This window comes from Burkholderia sp. AU16482 (assembly GCF_002223285.1).
Lineage (GTDB): Bacteria > Pseudomonadota > Gammaproteobacteria > Burkholderiales > Burkholderiaceae > Burkholderia > Burkholderia semiarida.
Genome location: NZ_NKEY01000006.1, coordinates 22,944 through 36,884 on the forward strand (window position 1 = coordinate 22,944; position 13,941 = coordinate 36,884).

13 protein-coding genes, 1 pseudogene and 1 riboswitch are annotated in these 13,941 nt (G+C 68.4%); of the genes and pseudogenes, 10 read left to right on the plus strand and 4 right to left on the minus strand.

Translation table 11 applies throughout. From position 1 onward, the window contains the following. Positions 1 to 519: 519 nt before the first annotated feature. From CFB35_RS17455 to CFB35_RS17465, 3 genes and pseudogenes are all read right to left on the minus strand, one after another. Entirely contained in the window at positions 520 to 1,383 is an 864-nt protein-coding gene (locus CFB35_RS17455) for a hypothetical protein (RefSeq protein ID WP_060011769.1), read from the minus strand. 40 nt (positions 1,384 to 1,423) lie between these two features. Next, on the minus strand, positions 1,424 to 1,792 hold the full coding sequence (locus CFB35_RS17460) for a hypothetical protein (protein WP_060011771.1): 369 nt from the start codon (positions 1,790 to 1,792) through the stop codon (positions 1,424 to 1,426). A gap of 22 nt (positions 1,793 to 1,814) precedes the next feature. Beyond that, positions 1,815 to 2,030: pseudogene (locus CFB35_RS17465) on the minus strand (winged helix-turn-helix transcriptional regulator); the annotation flags it as partial. 44 nt (positions 2,031 to 2,074) lie between these two features. Between CFB35_RS17465 and gstA the strand changes: the two are divergent. From gstA to CFB35_RS17495, 6 genes are all read left to right on the plus strand, one after another. Continuing rightward, positions 2,075 to 2,731 (plus strand): glutathione transferase GstA, encoded by a 657-nt coding sequence (gene gstA, locus CFB35_RS17470; protein ID WP_060011773.1) that lies wholly within the window; start codon positions 2,075 to 2,077, stop codon positions 2,729 to 2,731. A gap of 87 nt (positions 2,732 to 2,818) precedes the next feature. Beyond that, positions 2,819 to 3,205 carry a hypothetical protein gene (locus CFB35_RS17475; protein ID WP_059579699.1) on the plus strand — a complete coding sequence of 129 codons (387 nt, stop codon included), beginning with the start codon at positions 2,819 to 2,821 and terminating at the stop codon, positions 3,203 to 3,205. A gap of 92 nt (positions 3,206 to 3,297) precedes the next feature. Continuing rightward, positions 3,298 to 4,590: a TolC family protein gene (locus tag CFB35_RS17480; protein WP_060011776.1), complete on the plus strand. Its 1,293-nt coding sequence runs from the start codon at positions 3,298 to 3,300 to the stop codon at positions 4,588 to 4,590. 11 nt (positions 4,591 to 4,601) lie between these two features. After that, positions 4,602 to 6,125 (plus strand): efflux RND transporter periplasmic adaptor subunit, encoded by a 1,524-nt coding sequence (locus tag CFB35_RS17485; RefSeq protein WP_060011797.1) that lies wholly within the window; start codon positions 4,602 to 4,604, stop codon positions 6,123 to 6,125. Continuing rightward, the gene (locus CFB35_RS17490; protein WP_060011778.1) at positions 6,122 to 9,328 is read left to right on the plus strand and encodes an efflux RND transporter permease subunit; all 3,207 of its coding nucleotides are present in this window, start codon (positions 6,122 to 6,124) and stop codon (positions 9,326 to 9,328) included. Before CFB35_RS17485 ends, CFB35_RS17490 begins: the two co-directional genes overlap by 4 nt. Beyond that, the gene (locus CFB35_RS17495; RefSeq protein WP_059579708.1) at positions 9,325 to 9,693 is read left to right on the plus strand and encodes a copper-binding protein; all 369 of its coding nucleotides are present in this window, start codon (positions 9,325 to 9,327) and stop codon (positions 9,691 to 9,693) included. Before CFB35_RS17490 ends, CFB35_RS17495 begins: the two co-directional genes overlap by 4 nt. 94 nt (positions 9,694 to 9,787) lie before the next feature. On the opposite strand, the gene CFB35_RS17500 is transcribed toward CFB35_RS17495, so the two are convergent. Next, complete coding sequence (locus CFB35_RS17500; RefSeq protein WP_059579712.1) at positions 9,788 to 10,798, minus strand: sodium:calcium antiporter; 1,011 nt, start codon at positions 10,796 to 10,798, stop codon at positions 9,788 to 9,790. Between the two features lie 69 nt (positions 10,799 to 10,867). Then, a riboswitch (yybP-ykoY riboswitch) is annotated at positions 10,868 to 11,036 on the minus strand. Between the two features lie 115 nt (positions 11,037 to 11,151). Here CFB35_RS17500 and CFB35_RS17505 point away from each other — a divergent pair. The 4 genes from CFB35_RS17505 (at position 11,152) to CFB35_RS17520 (ending at position 13,934) form a co-directional block, all read left to right on the plus strand. Further along, on the plus strand, positions 11,152 to 11,427 hold the full coding sequence (locus CFB35_RS17505) for a metal/formaldehyde-sensitive transcriptional repressor (protein ID WP_059579714.1): 276 nt from the start codon (positions 11,152 to 11,154) through the stop codon (positions 11,425 to 11,427). Between the two features lie 12 nt (positions 11,428 to 11,439). Further along, positions 11,440 to 12,447, plus strand: a complete 1,008-nt coding sequence (gene dmeF / locus CFB35_RS17510) for a CDF family Co(II)/Ni(II) efflux transporter DmeF (RefSeq protein ID WP_059579718.1) — start codon at positions 11,440 to 11,442, stop codon at positions 12,445 to 12,447. 2 nt (positions 12,448 to 12,449) lie between these two features. Beyond that, the gene (locus CFB35_RS17515; protein WP_059579721.1) at positions 12,450 to 12,635 is read left to right on the plus strand and encodes a DUF1289 domain-containing protein; all 186 of its coding nucleotides are present in this window, start codon (positions 12,450 to 12,452) and stop codon (positions 12,633 to 12,635) included. Positions 12,636 to 12,725: 90 nt separating this feature from the next. Further along, positions 12,726 to 13,934, plus strand: a complete 1,209-nt coding sequence (locus tag CFB35_RS17520; RefSeq protein WP_060011780.1) for an MFS transporter — start codon at positions 12,726 to 12,728, stop codon at positions 13,932 to 13,934. Positions 13,935 to 13,941: the final 7 nt, after the last annotated feature.

Below are 13,941 nucleotides of genomic sequence, written 5' to 3' on the forward strand. Positions count from 1 at the left end.
CCCGCGTTCCCCTGATACGAAAAAAGCATGTGCCGGGCTGGCCCGCGGCGGGGCCGACCGCACGCCCGTCATCCGCGGGAGCAGGCCCTTGACGCGGCTGGATTCTAGCGCTTGCCGCGAAGGACGTCATCCGGGGAAATACCGGCAGGCGTCGTGTCGATCCGTTCGCCCCGTAAAACGTCGCGCGTCACCCCGAAGAGGGCATACGGGGGCAGTGTAAACGAGTCACTGCATCTCCACCTTTTTTCTTGCGCGGCTACGCGTCGATGCGTGCCACCTCGCCGACGAGCAGCCCGTACGATGGCTGCCCGCGAGCGCCATCGCGGCGATGCAGGTGGGCCACGGTCGTCTCCTGTGTTCTATGCGCCGGCCGGCGCGCGCGAACGAGGCGGCCGGATCGAATGGCGTTGGAGCGAACGTTGGAGCCGTGGCGCGGCGTGCGTGACATTTGGGCAGGCATCCCGTTAATGGGATGTTCAGCGCTCGATATGTGGCAGCGGGGGAGCACTGCATCGTGCCTCAGTTTCCCATCGCCTCCTTCGCACTGACCCAGCCCTGCACGGCGCCGGCTTGCGGATTGCGATACCGCACCTTCAACCACCGGAAATCGTCGCTCGCGTCGATCACCTCCACCGTGTCGCCCGCGACGACATAGCGGCGCGTGGGTGCGTCGGCCATCGCGACGTGCAGCGGCAGGCGCGCCGGCCGCACCTTGAACGTGACCGTGCCGCCATCATGATCCTGCGGGCGGCGCGACACGCGCCTGCCGTGCTCGTCGTAGGTGAGCAGCATCGACGACGGGCCCGAGTCGCCGTCGAGCAGATCGCGCAGATCGTCGGGGATCGCTTCGCTGGTTTGATACAGATACATCTTGCCGTTGCCGTCGAAGCGGTACGCATCGGTGTACCAGATCGGGCCGCCGCGGCACGAGCTGTACAGCGTGCGCGTTTTCGGCTTCGCTTCGACGTTGATCAGGTCGTCGCAATTGCCGTGCGGCCCGTTGCCCGCCGGCATCTTCAGCGGTTCGAACCGCTGGCGCGCGGGGGCGTACAGGTAGATGCCGTAGTTCTCGTTGACCATGCCGAGCACCGCGCGCATCGCGAGATCGCGATGGCCGTCGAAGTTGTAGTCGTCGGTCGCGAGGTGGTAGCGGCCTTCCTCGTCGGCGGCGGTGACGGCCAGCGTCTGGGTCGTTCCGCTCGGCAGGAAGCGGACCGTGACGTGCGCGCCGTCGGTGCGCTCGACGCGTGCCGTGACGGCATCGTCGACCTTGAACTCGAGCAGCGGCCGGGCGGCGTGCGCGGCGGGTGCGATCGACGCACACGTGGCGAACAGCAGCGCGGCGACACGGGCAAGCGGGTGGAATCGCGGAAATCGTGTCATGGGCGGTTGTCGTGGCGAGGAAGAGCGTGCAGGCGACCGATCAACCACGCGTGCTGTCGTCGCGATAGCCGTCCTTGCCGACGAAGATTTCATTCAACGCGGCGCGCAGCGTGACCGGATCGTACTGACCGGGCGCGAGATGGATCACGTAGCGCGTGTGGCCGTCGAGACGCGCGGCGACGCCCGGTTCGATCTCGACGTCGATCGTGTCGTCGGTCAGCCGCACCGACAGATCCTTGACGCGCAGGTTGAGCTGGTCGCGCACCATCACTTCGATCAGCGTGTCGTCCGGAAAGCGCGACAGCGCGAAGCAATAGTCCTGCTCCGCGTCGTGACAGTAGATGTTGGCGAAGCTTTCGTCGTCGTCGAGGTCGGACGTGGCCGCGCCGACGGTAGCGTGAAGTTCCATGAACGTGGGTTCCTGCGTGGGGTTAGCGGGGGGCATGCGCCGTCGGCTCGATTGCGGCCGGGGCGTTGGGTGTCGCGTCGGCGTGCGCGTCGCGTGCCTTCAGCCACAGCCCGAGTTCGCGCATCACGTCGACCACCGGCCGCAGCCGGTCGCCGTCCGCGGTGAGATCGTACTCGACGCGCACCGGCACTTCCGGATAGACGGTGCGCCGCACGAGGCTCGCGTCTTCCCGGCGCCGTGCCGATGCGAGATATTAGCGCCCGCGTCGCGGCGAATCGATACATGGACAACCCACGAAGGAAACGCACGAAGCTCTATCACGCTCCCGGCAGCTGTTCGCAGGCGATTTGCATTGTGCTGCGCGAAGGCGGATTCGACGCCGAGATCGTCAAGGTCGACGCGCGCAAGCATGTCGTCGAGGACGGCCGCGATTACTACGACGTGACCGAACTCGGCTACGTGCCGCTGCTCGAACTCGACGACGGCACGATGCTGCGCGAAGGGCCGGTGATCGCGCAGTATCTCGCGGACCAGCGCCCGGAAGCCGCGCTTGCGCCCGCTTACGGCACGCTCGCGCGCTACCGGCTGATGGAATGGCTCAACTTTCTCGGCACCGAGATCCACAAGGGCTTCATCCCGCTGCTGTATGCGGTGCAGGCGGGCAAGTACGTCGAGCCCGTGCGGCAGAAGCTCGACGGCCGCTTCGCGTGGATCGACCGCCAGCTCGACGGCAGGACGTTCGTCACCGGCGACACGTTCACGGTCGCCGATGCGTACCTGTTCGCGCTGACGGGCTGGGGCAAGGCCGGCTGGATGCGTTCGGTGTACAACGCGGATATCGACCTGAGCCGGCATGCGCATCTGCGGGCGTGGTACGAGCGGGTGCGCGAGCGGCCGGCCGTGCAGGCCGTGCTGGCGGCGGACGACCTGCCGCGATGACGCGCGGCGCCCACCGCGGGGAATGCGCATCATTTCGTCGTAGTGACGCCGCGCCATGCCGCAACGGGCCGCGCTATAATCGCCGCCATGAAACTGTTTCGGACTTTCATCCTGCTGCTGCTGTGCGCGGTGCTGCCCATCACTGGGCTGGCAGCCAGCGGCCTGACCGGTGAATGTCCGATGCAGCACACGATGTCGATGGACGCGGATACGGGCATGAACATGGCCATGTCCGCCGACATGAGCAACTGCGATTCGATGCAGCCGCCCTCCGCCGATCACGCGAAGGCCAAAGCCAAGGGCATGGCCTGCAAGGTAACGGCCCAATGCCAGTTCGGCAGTCTCTACCACCCGGCCGCCCGCGTCGACGTCAGCCGTCCCGCTGCCTTCGCCAGCACGATCGTCTTCCACTACACGCAGTCCGTCCCGGCTCGCGACCCGAACGGGTTGTGGCGCCCGCCACGCATCAGCTGATCCCGATTTGACCGGTTCACCGCGCACGCGGTGAGGTTTCGTCCTGTGCGCAGGACGTGGAATCCCTTTGGGTTCCGATTTGGGGTTACACCATGTCATTCGCTTTCCGCACGCCGCGCATGCCGCGTGCATGCCGGCGCGCGCCCGTATCGTGGGCCGCGCTGCTGATGGCGGGCGCGGTTCACGCGCAGCAGTCGCCGCTCACGCTGGACGCCGCGCTGCAGTCCGCCACCGATCGTTCCGCATCGATGCAGGCCGCGCAGGCTTCCGTGCTCGCGCGTGCCGAAGCGGCGGTCAGGGCCGGCCAGTTGCCGGACCCGATGCTCAAGGCCGGCATCGACAACCTGCCGATCAACGGCGGGCAGCGCCTCACCGTCGGCCAGGACTTCATGACGATGCGCCGCATCGGCATCGAGCAGGAATGGGTGTCCGGCGACAAGCGGCGCCTGCGTACCGCGCTGGCCGACCAACAGGTCGGCCGCGAGCGCGCGGGCTATCTCGTGGAGCTGGCGGCCGTGCGCCGGCAGACCGCGGCCGCGTGGCTCGATGCCGTCTACGCGAAGCAGGCGCTCGCGCTTCAGCAGGCGCTGCTCGGTCACATGAACCATGAACTCGCCGCGACGCAGGCGTCGTATCGCGGCGCGAAGGCGAGCGCGGGCGACGTCGTGCAGGCCCGCGCGATGCTCGCGCAGACGCAGGATCAGGTGCTCAAGGCGCAGCAGGCGTATCGCACCGCGCTCGTCGCGCTGGCCCGCTGGACGGCGGCGCCCGTGACGGACGTGACGGGTACGCCGCCCGCGCCAGAATCCGTCGTATCGGCATTACCGCCGGACGAGCTGCGCGTGTCGCAGCCGGCGCTCGTCGCCGCCGCGGACGATATCGCGGTGGCCGAAGCCGACGCCGCGGTCGCGAACAGCGAGCGCAGCCCCAACTGGACGTGGGAAATCGCGTACCAGCAGCGCGGCGGCGCGTATTCGAACATGGTGTCGGTGGGCGTCTCGATCCCGCTGCCGCTCAATCGCAAGAATCGCCAGAACCGCGACGTCGCCGAAAAGGCGGCGCTCGCGACGAAGGCGCGCCTGATGTACGAGGACACGCTGCGTCAGGTACAGGCCGACATCCGTACGCAATCCGACACGCTGGCGAGCGGCCGTGAACGTATCGCGAACCTGAGCGCCGCGCTGTTGCCGGCCGCCGATCAGCGCGTGCAGCTCGCGACGGCCGCGTACCGGGCCGGCACGGGGTCGCTCGCCGACACGTTCGCCGCGCGGCGTGCGCAACTCGAAGCGCAGTTGCAGGTGCTCGACCTCAGGCGCGACGTGTCGCAGACCTGGGCGCGGCTCGAATATCAGGTCGTGCCGTCGGCGATGGCCGCCGCTCAGTGAAGGAGACGCTCATGACAAGGCAATCACTGATGCGTGCGGCGCTGATCGCATCCGCCGGCGCGATACTCGTCGGCGCCGGCTATGTCGTCGGCGTCCGCCATGCGATGAACGGCGCGGCGGCGTCCGCCGTGCCCGCTGCCGCGCCGTCGGGCGCGCCGGCGCCGCAGGCCGCGCGCAAGGTCCTGTACTGGCACGACCCGATGGTGCCGAACCAGCACTTCGACAAACCGGGCAAATCGCCGTTCATGGACATGCAGTTGCAGCCCGTCTATGCGGACGAAGGCGGCGACGCACCGGGCGTCCGGATCGATCCGGGCCTGCAGCAGAACCTGGGCATTCGCTATGCGACCGTGCGCCGGCAGCAGACGGCGGCCGGCTTCGACGCGGTGGGCGCCACGCAGTTCGACGAAGCGCGCGCGGCGGTCGTGCAGTCGCGCGTGACCGGCTACATCGACCATCTGTATGCACGCGCGCCGATGCAGCGCATCGCGAAGGGCGCGCCGGTCGCATCGCTGTTCGTGCCCGACTGGCTCGCGCCGCAGGAGGAATATCTCGCGCTGAAGCGCGGCGGGATGGACGGCAGCCTGCTCGACGCGGCGCGCGCGCGGATGCGGGCGCTGTCGATTCCGGACGGCATGATCGCGGCCCTCGACCGCACCGGCCGCGCGCAGACGCACGTCGTGCTGAGTGCGCCGGAGGCCGGCGTCGTCAGCGAGCTGAACGTGCGCGACGGCGCGATGGTCGCGCCCGGCCAGACGCTTGCGAAGATCGCCGGCTTGTCGACGCTGTGGCTGATCGTCGAGGTGCCGGAAGCGCTGGCCCTCAACGTGCGCCCGGGCATGTCGGTCGATGCGACGTTCGCGGGCAATCCGGCGCGGCATTTCAGCGGACGCATCCGCGAAGTGCTGCCCGGCATCAGCACGGGCAGCCGCACGCTGCAGGCGCGCGTGGAGATCGACAACGCATCGCTGAAGCTCACGCCCGGCATGCTGATGCGCGTGCGGGTCGCGGAGAAGGAGACGGTGTCGCGCCTGCTCGTGCCGTCGGAGGCCGTGATCGCGACCGGCCAGCGCACGATCGTCATCGTGAAGCACGGCGACGGCCGGCTTCAGCCGGCGTCGGTGACGGTCGGCAGCGACGTCGGCGGCGACACGGAAGTGCTCGCCGGGCTGAACGAAGGCGACACGGTCGTCGCGTCGGGGCAATTCCTGATCGATTCGGAAGCCAGCCTGAAAAGCGTGTTGCCGCGGCTGGAGCGGGCGGCCGGGGCAAGCGCGGCCGCATCGTCCGTGCCGGCAACCGCGCCGGTCTACGAAACCACCGGCAAGGTGGAGAAAGTCACGGCCGACGACATCACGTTCTCGCATCAGCCGGTGCCGGCGCTTGGCTGGGGCGCGATGACGATGGCGTTCGGCAAACCGTCGGCGCACGCGTTTTCCGACGTGAAGCCGGGCCAGACCGTGCGTTTCGCGTTCACGCAGACCGACGACGGCTACCGGCTGACGAAGGTCGAGCCGCAGCGAGGTGAGCGATGATCGCGCGCATCATTCACTGGTCCGTCCACCACCGGTTTCTGGTGCTGCTGGCCACCGTGCTGCTCGCGGCATGGGGCGTGCATTCGCTGCGACAGACGCCGCTCGACGCATTGCCCGACCTGTCGGATACCCAGGTGATCGTGAAGGCGTCGTATCCGGGCAAGGCGCCGCAGGTCGTCGAGGACCAGGTGACCTATCCGCTGACGACGACGCTGCTCGGCGTGCCGGGCGCGAAAACCGTGCGCGCGTATTCGTCGTTCGGCGACGCGTTCGTCTACGTGCTGTTCGACGACCGCACCGATCCGTACTGGGCGCGCTCGCGCGTGCTCGAATACCTGAGCCAGGTGCAGAGCCGCCTGCCGGCGGGCGCGACCGTGTCGCTCGGCCCGGATGCGACCGGCGTCGGCTGGGTCTACGAGTACGCGCTCGTCGATCGCACCGGCCGTCACGATCCCGGCCAACTGCGCGCGCTCAACGACTGGTTCCTGAAGTTCGAGCTGAAGGCCGTGCCGGACGTATCGGAAGTCGCGAGCATCGGCGGCATGGTGCGCCAGTACCAGGTCGTGCTCGACCCCGACAAGCTGCGCGCGTACGGCATCACGCAGACGGCGGTCGCGGAGGCGCTCGGCAAGGCCAACCAGGCATCCGGCGGCTCGGTCGTCGAGCTGGCCGAGTCGGAGTACATGGTGCGGTCGTCCGGCTACCTGCGCACGCTCGACGATTTCCGTCGCGTCGTGCTGCGCACCGACGACGCCGGCACGCCGGTCCTGCTCGGCGACGTCGCGCGCATCCAGGTCGGCCCGGCGATGCGGCGCGGCATCGCGGAGCTGAACGGGCAGGGCGAGGTGACGGGCGGCGTCGTCGTGATGCGCTCGGGCAAGAACGCGCTGACGACGATCGACGCGGTGAAGGCGAAGCTCGCCGAGCTCAAGCGTTCGCTGCCGGCCGGCGTTGAGATCGTCACGACCTACGATCGTTCGCAACTGATCGCGCGCGCGGTCGACAACCTGACGGACAAGCTGGTCGAGGAATTCGTCATCGTCGGCGTCGTCTGCGCGGTGTTCCTGTTCCATCTGCGCAGCGCGCTGGTCGCGATCCTGTCGCTGCCGCTCGGCGTATTGGCCGCGTTCATCGTGATGCGCTATCAGGGCGTGAACGCGAACCTGATGTCGCTCGGCGGGATCGCGATCGCGATCGGCGCGATGATCGACGCGGCGATCGTGATGATCGAGAACGCGCACAAGCATCTGGAAGCGTACGACCGCGCGCATCCCGGCGAGCCGATCACGGCCGCGCGCCGCTGGGAACTCGTCGCGGCCTCGGCCGCGGAGGTGGGGCCCGCGCTGTTCTTCTCGCTGCTGATCATCACGCTGTCGTTCGTTCCAGTGTTTTCGCTGGAAGGGCAGGAGGGCAAACTGTTCGCGCCGCTGGCGTTCACGAAGACCTATACGATCGCGGCCGCCGCGGGGCTGTCGGTGACGCTGGTGCCGGTGCTGATGGGCTATCTGGTGCGCGGCCGCATTCCGCCCGAGCACGCGAACCCGATCAACCGCGTGCTGATCCGCCTGTACCGGCCGCTGCTCGACGCGACGCTGCGGCGCCCGTGGGCCGCGATCGGCGTCGCGGTCGTCGCGCTCGTGGTGACGGCCGTGCCGTTGTCGCGCCTCGGCGGCGAATTCATGCCGCCGCTCGACGAAGGCGATCTGCTGTACATGCCGACCGCGCTGCCGGGCATCTCGGCCGACAAGGCGAGCGAGCTGCTGCAGCAGACCGACCGGCTGATCAAGACCGTGCCCGAGGTCGACACGGTGTTCGGCAAGTCGGGCCGCGCCGATACGGCGACCGACCCGGCGCCGCTCGAGATGTTCGAGACGACGATCCGCTTCAAGCCGCGCAGCGCGTGGCGGCCGGGCATGACGCCGGAGAAGCTGATCGACGAACTCGACCGGACGGTGAAGGTGCCGGGCCTGTCGAACGTGTGGGTGCCGCCGATCCGCAACCGGCTCGACATGCTGTCCACCGGGATCAAGACGCCGGTCGGCGTGAAGATTTCCGGGCCGGACCTCGCGGGGATCGACGCGATCGCGACGCAGGTCGAGGCCGCCGTGAAGCGCGTGCCGGGCGTGACGTCCGCGCTCGCGGAGCGGCTGAACGGCGGCCGCTACATCGACGTCGACATCGACCGGCTCGCCGCCGCGCGTTACGGGCTGTCGGTGGCCGATATCCAGTCGGTCGTGTCGTCGGCGATCGGCGGCGAGGACGTCGGCGAAGTGATCGCGGGACGCGAGCGCTTCCCGATCAACATCCGCTATCCGCGCGAGATCCGCGATTCGCTCGAGAACCTGCGGCAGTTGCCGATCGTCACCGCGCGCGGCGCGCAGATCCGCCTCGGCGACGTCGCGCGTATCGCGATCGCCGACGGGCCGCCGATGATCCGCAGCGAGAACGCGCGGCTGTCCGGCTACGTGTACGTCGATCTCCGCGGTACCGACCTCAGCACGGCCGTGCGCGCGATGCAGCAGACCGTCGCGCGGCAGGTTGCGTTGCCGCCCGGCTATTCGATCGCATGGTCGGGGCAGTTCGAGTATCTCGAACGCGCGGCGGCGACGCTGCGCACCGTCGTGCCCGTCACGCTCGTCGTGATCTTCGTGCTGCTGTTCGTCACGTTCGAGTCGGCGGCCGACGCGCTGCTGCTGATGTCGACGGTGCCGTTCGCGCTGGTCGGCGGGTTCTGGCTCGTGTGGGCGCTCGGCCATGCGGTGTCCGTCGCGACGTCGGTGGGTTTCATCGCGCTGGCGGGCGTGGCCGCGGAATTCGGCGTCGTGATGCTGCTGTACCTGAAGGGTGCGCTGCAGCGCCGGCTCGACGCAGGCGAACCGCCGACCGATGCGTTGCTGCTCGATGCGATCCGCGAAGGCGCGGTGCTGCGCGTGCGGCCGAAGGCGATGACGGTCGCCGTCGTGCTCGCCGGGCTCGTGCCGATCATGATCGGCCACGGCGCCGGTTCCGAAGTCATGCAGCGGATCGCCGCGCCGATGGTCGGCGGCATGGTCACGGCGCCGCTGCTGTCGATGTTCGTCATTCCCGCCGCGTGGCTTCTGCTTCAGCGCCGTCGTGCGCGAAGCGCGGGCCGCGCGCGGCATTCCGATGCAGTTCCTTCCGGCACGAACGTGCCATCCCTTCCCACCGGAGAATCACGATGAAGATGAATCAACTGATCGCCACTGCAACCGCTGTCGTCGCGCTGACCGCTTTCGCGGTACCGGCGTCCGCCGCCGGCGACATGTCGGGCATGGACATGCCCGGCATGAAGATGTCGTCGGGCGGCGCGACGGATTCGAACGCCGCGCTGACCGACGCCGAAGTGAAGAAGGTCGATGCCGCGAGCGGCAAGATCACGCTGAAGCACGGCGCGCTGGAGAATGTCGGGATGCCGCCGATGACGATGGCGTTCAAGGCTAAGGATGCGGCGATGCTCGCGCACGCGCGTGCGGGCGACAAGGTCAAGGTGCGGATCGAGAAGGTCGACGGCACGTTGACGATCGTCAAGCTCGTCAAGGCTTCCTGAGCGTCCGGATGCGGATGGCGCCGCCGCCCGCGACCGGCGCCATGAAACGCGCCGCGCCGACGTGTCCGTCGGCCGGCGCGCCCGCCCGGCGCATTCAGCGCGTGAGCGTCAGCACCAGATATCCCGCATAACCGGCACCGTTCGCCAGCAGCGCCCAGATCGCAAGCCCGCGCGTGCGCGCGTTGATGCGCAGCCACGCGGCCGCGGCGAGCGTGATGATCACGCCGGTCAGCACTTCGGGGCGCGGCTCCCACGGCGTCAGCATGATGCCGATCGCGGGCAGCAGCGTGCCCTGGAACACCATCGCGCCGGTGATGTTGCCGAACGCGAGCGTGTCCTTCCCGCGGCGGATCCACAGCACGCTGTTGACTTTCTCCGGCAGTTCCGTCGCGATCGGCACGATGATCAGCGACAGCAGCAGCGCCGAGATGCCGAGCGCATGCGACACGCCTTCCACGCCGTGGATGAAGCCCTTCGCGCCGCCGACCAGCAGCGCGACGCCGATCAGCAGTTGCAGCACGATCGTCGCCAGGTTGGCCGGCAGACCGACGCGCGACAGGAACATCGCGTGCGGCGCCTCGGTGCCATGCCCGGCATCGACGAGCCCGGTCGACGCGCGCAACGTCAGCACGACGTACATCACGTAGAGGCCGACCAGCATCGCGGCGAGCAGCGCGCGCACGGCCCAGTTGTGATGCGGGACGAACATCGCGGCGGCCGCCAGCGAGAACGCGGCGAGGAAGGTGTTCATGTCGCGCGCGAAGCCCGTGCGTTCGGGCGCGAGCGTGCCGCGCAGCCCGCGCGAGCGGATCACGGCGAGCGTCATCAGGAACGTGGTGAGCGTCGCGAGCATCAGCGGCGCGCCCAGGATCGCGCCGACGCCGATCTCCTCGTTCACGGCCTGGTTCGATGTGCCGCCGGCCAGCGCGAGCAGCGGCACCATCGTTTCGGGCAGCGCGGTGCCGACGGCCGCGAACAGCGAGCCGGTCACGCCTTCGGAAATCTTCAGGCGTTCGCCGAGATGTTCGAGCGCATTGGTGAAGAGTTCGGCCGCGACGAGGATGACGATCAGCATGAACGCCAGTTCGACGAACATGAACGTCATGCGGCACCTCCGCAGGCAGCGGTGGCGTGGGGGAGGTGAGCAGGGAGGGACATGGGGACTCCGTGGTCGGACGCTGACGAACCATGACACATCCGCCGCCGTCCGACCAGGAACGACGCGACGTGCCGATGGTCTCGCCAGGCCGATCAGGCTGAACGCGCCACGGCCGCAGGCCGAGTGTGTTGACGCGTTCGCTTTCCGGCGGACGGAAAGCAGGCTACTCCCCAAAGACGGAAATCAGTCTAGCCGAGCGGTTTTCCTTCGACAAGCCTTCGTCTCGAAAAATATACCCCTCCACCCTATAGGGTCAGCCTTCCGGATATATACTCCCCTACCCTATACCGGAGCCGCCGATGAGTCATACCGTTCGCGAAAAACAGAAGCTGCTGAACCGCGTGCGCCGTATCAAGGGGCAGGTCGAGGCGATCGAGCGGGCGCTGGAAGAAGAGCGCGGCTGCAACGACGTGCTGCAATTGATCACGAGTTGCCGCGGCGCGATGAACGGCTTGCTGGCCGTCGTGCTGGAAGACCACATCCGGTCGCATCTCGTCGATGCGGACACGGCCGACGCGCACGAGGGCAGCGCGACCGAGCAACTGATCGACGTCGTGCACAGCTATTTCAAGTAACCGGGCCGGAACATGAACGAATTCAATGGCTCGCCGGCCGGCGGTGCGCACAGCCACGCGTTTCTGGGCGCCGCGCACACGCGCAATGAGCGAAAGACGTGGATGGTCATCGGCCTGTGCACGGCGATGATGATCGCCGAGATCGTCGGCGGCACGTTGTTCGGCTCGCTCGCGCTGGTCGCCGACGGGCTGCACATGTCGACGCACGCGGGCGCGATGCTGATCGCCGCGCTGGCCTACACCTATGCGCGCCGGTACGCCGACGATCCGCGCTTCGTGTTCGGCACCGGCAAGCTCGGCGACCTGGCCGGCTTCACGAGCGCGATCGTGCTGGCGATGATTGCGTTGCTGATCGGCTACGAGGCGATCGCGCGCCTGCTGGCGCCGGTGCCGATCCATTTCGACGAAGCGATTCCGATCGCCGTGCTGGGGCTCGCCGTGAACCTCGCCAGCGTGTGGCTGCTGAGCGGCGACCACCATCACGGGCATGGTCACGGCCATCACCACGCGCACGCGCATGACCACCACGATGACCATGACCACGACGACCACGCGCACCATGATCGCGGTTCGCACTCGGCCGCGCATCGCGACCACAACATCCGGTCGGCCTACGTTCACGTGATCGCCGACGCGGCCGTGTCGGTGCTGGCGATCGTCGGCCTGCTGCTCGCGCGTGCGTTCGGATGGGGCTGGATGGACCCGCTCGCGGGCATCGTCGGCGCGCTGGTGATCGCCAACTGGTCGTACGGGCTGATGCGCGATACGGGCGAGATCCTGCTCGACGTCAACGTCGATCGCCCGCTGACGGACAACGTGCGTCGCGCGATCGAGGCGCTCGGCGACACGGTCAACGATCTCCATGTGTGGCGCGTGGGCCCCGGGCACATGAGTGCGATCGTGTCGGTCGAATCGGGCGACGCCGCGCGCGATGCGCGTTTCTACCATGCGCTGCTCGCGGGCTTCGACGGCATGTCGCACGTGACGGTCGAAGTGATGACACCTGCGAAGGCGGCCTGATCGTGGCCGTGAAATCGCCGTGTATCGACCTGTGCGCGTTCGACGGCCGCACGGGTTTTTGTGTCGGCTGCCTGCGCACGCGCGACGAGGCGCGCGACTGGAAGAAGCTGACCGATCATCGCCGGCATCAGATACTGAACGATCGTAAGCGCCGGCAGGCGAAGCTCCAGCGCGATACGGCGGAATAGCAAGGGCACGCGTTCCCCGGCTCGGCATCGCGGGCGTGCGGTAGCATCACGGGCATTCAGCTTCAGGATTCCTGAACCGGGGAGCGACCCATGCAGACCGACTCATCGACCGGCATTCTTCGGCAGATTCCCCGCAGCGTGTGGGTGCTCGGCTGTGTCAGCCTGCTGATGGACGTGTCGTCCGAAATCATCCACAGCCTGTTGCCGATGTTCCTGATGGCGGGCCTTGGCGCGAGCGCGACGACGATCGGCCTGATCGAAGGGATCGCCGAGGCGACGTCGCCGGTCGTCAAGGTGTTCTCCGGCACGCTGAGCGACTACCTGCGCAATCGCAAATGGCTCGCGGTGGCCGGCTATGCGCTCGGCGCGCTCAGCAAGCCGCTGTTCGCGATCGCGCCGACGATCGGCGTCGTGGTGACCGCGCGGATCGTCGACCGCGTCGGCAAGGGGGTTCGCGGCGCGCCGCGCGATGCGCTCGTCGCCGACGTCACGCCCGTTCACCTGCGCGGCGCCGCGTACGGACTGCGCCAGGCGCTCGACACGGTGGGCGCGTTCCTCGGGCCGCTGCTGGCCGTCGTCATCATGCTGGCGTGGCGCGACGATTTCCGCCTCGCGTTCTGGCTCGCCGTGATCCCCGGCGTGCTGGCCGTGGCGCTGCTCGCGTTCGGCATCGACGAGCCGGCGCGTGTACCCGGCGAGAAGCGCGTGAACCCGATCCGCCGTGCGGTCGTCGCGCAACTCGGCACCCGCTACTGGTGGGTCGTGGCCGTGGGCGGCGTGTTCGCGCTCGCGCGTTTCAGCGAGGCATTCCTGGTGCTGCGCGCGATGGGCAGCCGCGTGCCCGTCGCACTCGTGCCGCTCGTGATGGTCGCGATGAACGTCGTGTATGCGTTGTCCGCTTACCCGTTCGGCAAGCTCGCCGATACGACGAGCCACACGAAACTGATGGTGATCGGGCTGGTGCTGCTGATCGCCGCCGATGTCGTGCTGGCGCACGGCGCGCACTGGCCGACCGTGCTCGTCGGCGTCGCGCTGTGGGGGCTTCATATGGGGATGACGCAAGGGCTGCTCGCGACGATGGTCGCGCAGGCCGCGCCGGCCGAACTGAGAGGGACCGCGTTCGGCGTGTTCAACCTGATCAGCGGGGTCGTGACGCTCGTATCGAGCGTCGTCGCGGGCGCGCTGTGGGACCGGGCAGGCGCCGCCGCCACGTTCTACGCGGGAGCCGTATTCAGCGCGGCGACCATCGTGCTGCTCGTGTGCGTTCGCACGTCGTTCGGCGTGGTGCGGGATCGCTAGCGCTGAA

Coding starts and splice junctions, on each gene's coding strand:
- CFB35_RS17455 (WP_060011769.1), bottom strand. CDS start 1,383: ATGACACGATTTCCGCGATTCCACCCGCTTGCCCGTGTCGCCGCGCTG.
- CFB35_RS17460 (WP_060011771.1), bottom strand. CDS start 1,792: ATGGAACTTCACGCTACCGTCGGCGCGGCCACGTCCGACCTCGACGAC.
- gstA (WP_060011773.1), top strand. CDS start 2,075: ATGGACAACCCACGAAGGAAACGCACGAAGCTCTATCACGCTCCCGGC.
- CFB35_RS17475 (WP_059579699.1), top strand. CDS start 2,819: ATGAAACTGTTTCGGACTTTCATCCTGCTGCTGCTGTGCGCGGTGCTG.
- CFB35_RS17480 (WP_060011776.1), top strand. CDS start 3,298: ATGTCATTCGCTTTCCGCACGCCGCGCATGCCGCGTGCATGCCGGCGC.
- CFB35_RS17485 (WP_060011797.1), top strand. CDS start 4,602: ATGACAAGGCAATCACTGATGCGTGCGGCGCTGATCGCATCCGCCGGC.
- CFB35_RS17490 (WP_060011778.1), top strand. CDS start 6,122: ATGATCGCGCGCATCATTCACTGGTCCGTCCACCACCGGTTTCTGGTG.
- CFB35_RS17495 (WP_059579708.1), top strand. CDS start 9,325: ATGAAGATGAATCAACTGATCGCCACTGCAACCGCTGTCGTCGCGCTG.
- CFB35_RS17500 (WP_059579712.1), bottom strand. CDS start 10,798: ATGACGTTCATGTTCGTCGAACTGGCGTTCATGCTGATCGTCATCCTC.
- CFB35_RS17505 (WP_059579714.1), top strand. CDS start 11,152: ATGAGTCATACCGTTCGCGAAAAACAGAAGCTGCTGAACCGCGTGCGC.
- dmeF (WP_059579718.1), top strand. CDS start 11,440: ATGAACGAATTCAATGGCTCGCCGGCCGGCGGTGCGCACAGCCACGCG.
- CFB35_RS17520 (WP_060011780.1), top strand. CDS start 12,726: ATGCAGACCGACTCATCGACCGGCATTCTTCGGCAGATTCCCCGCAGC.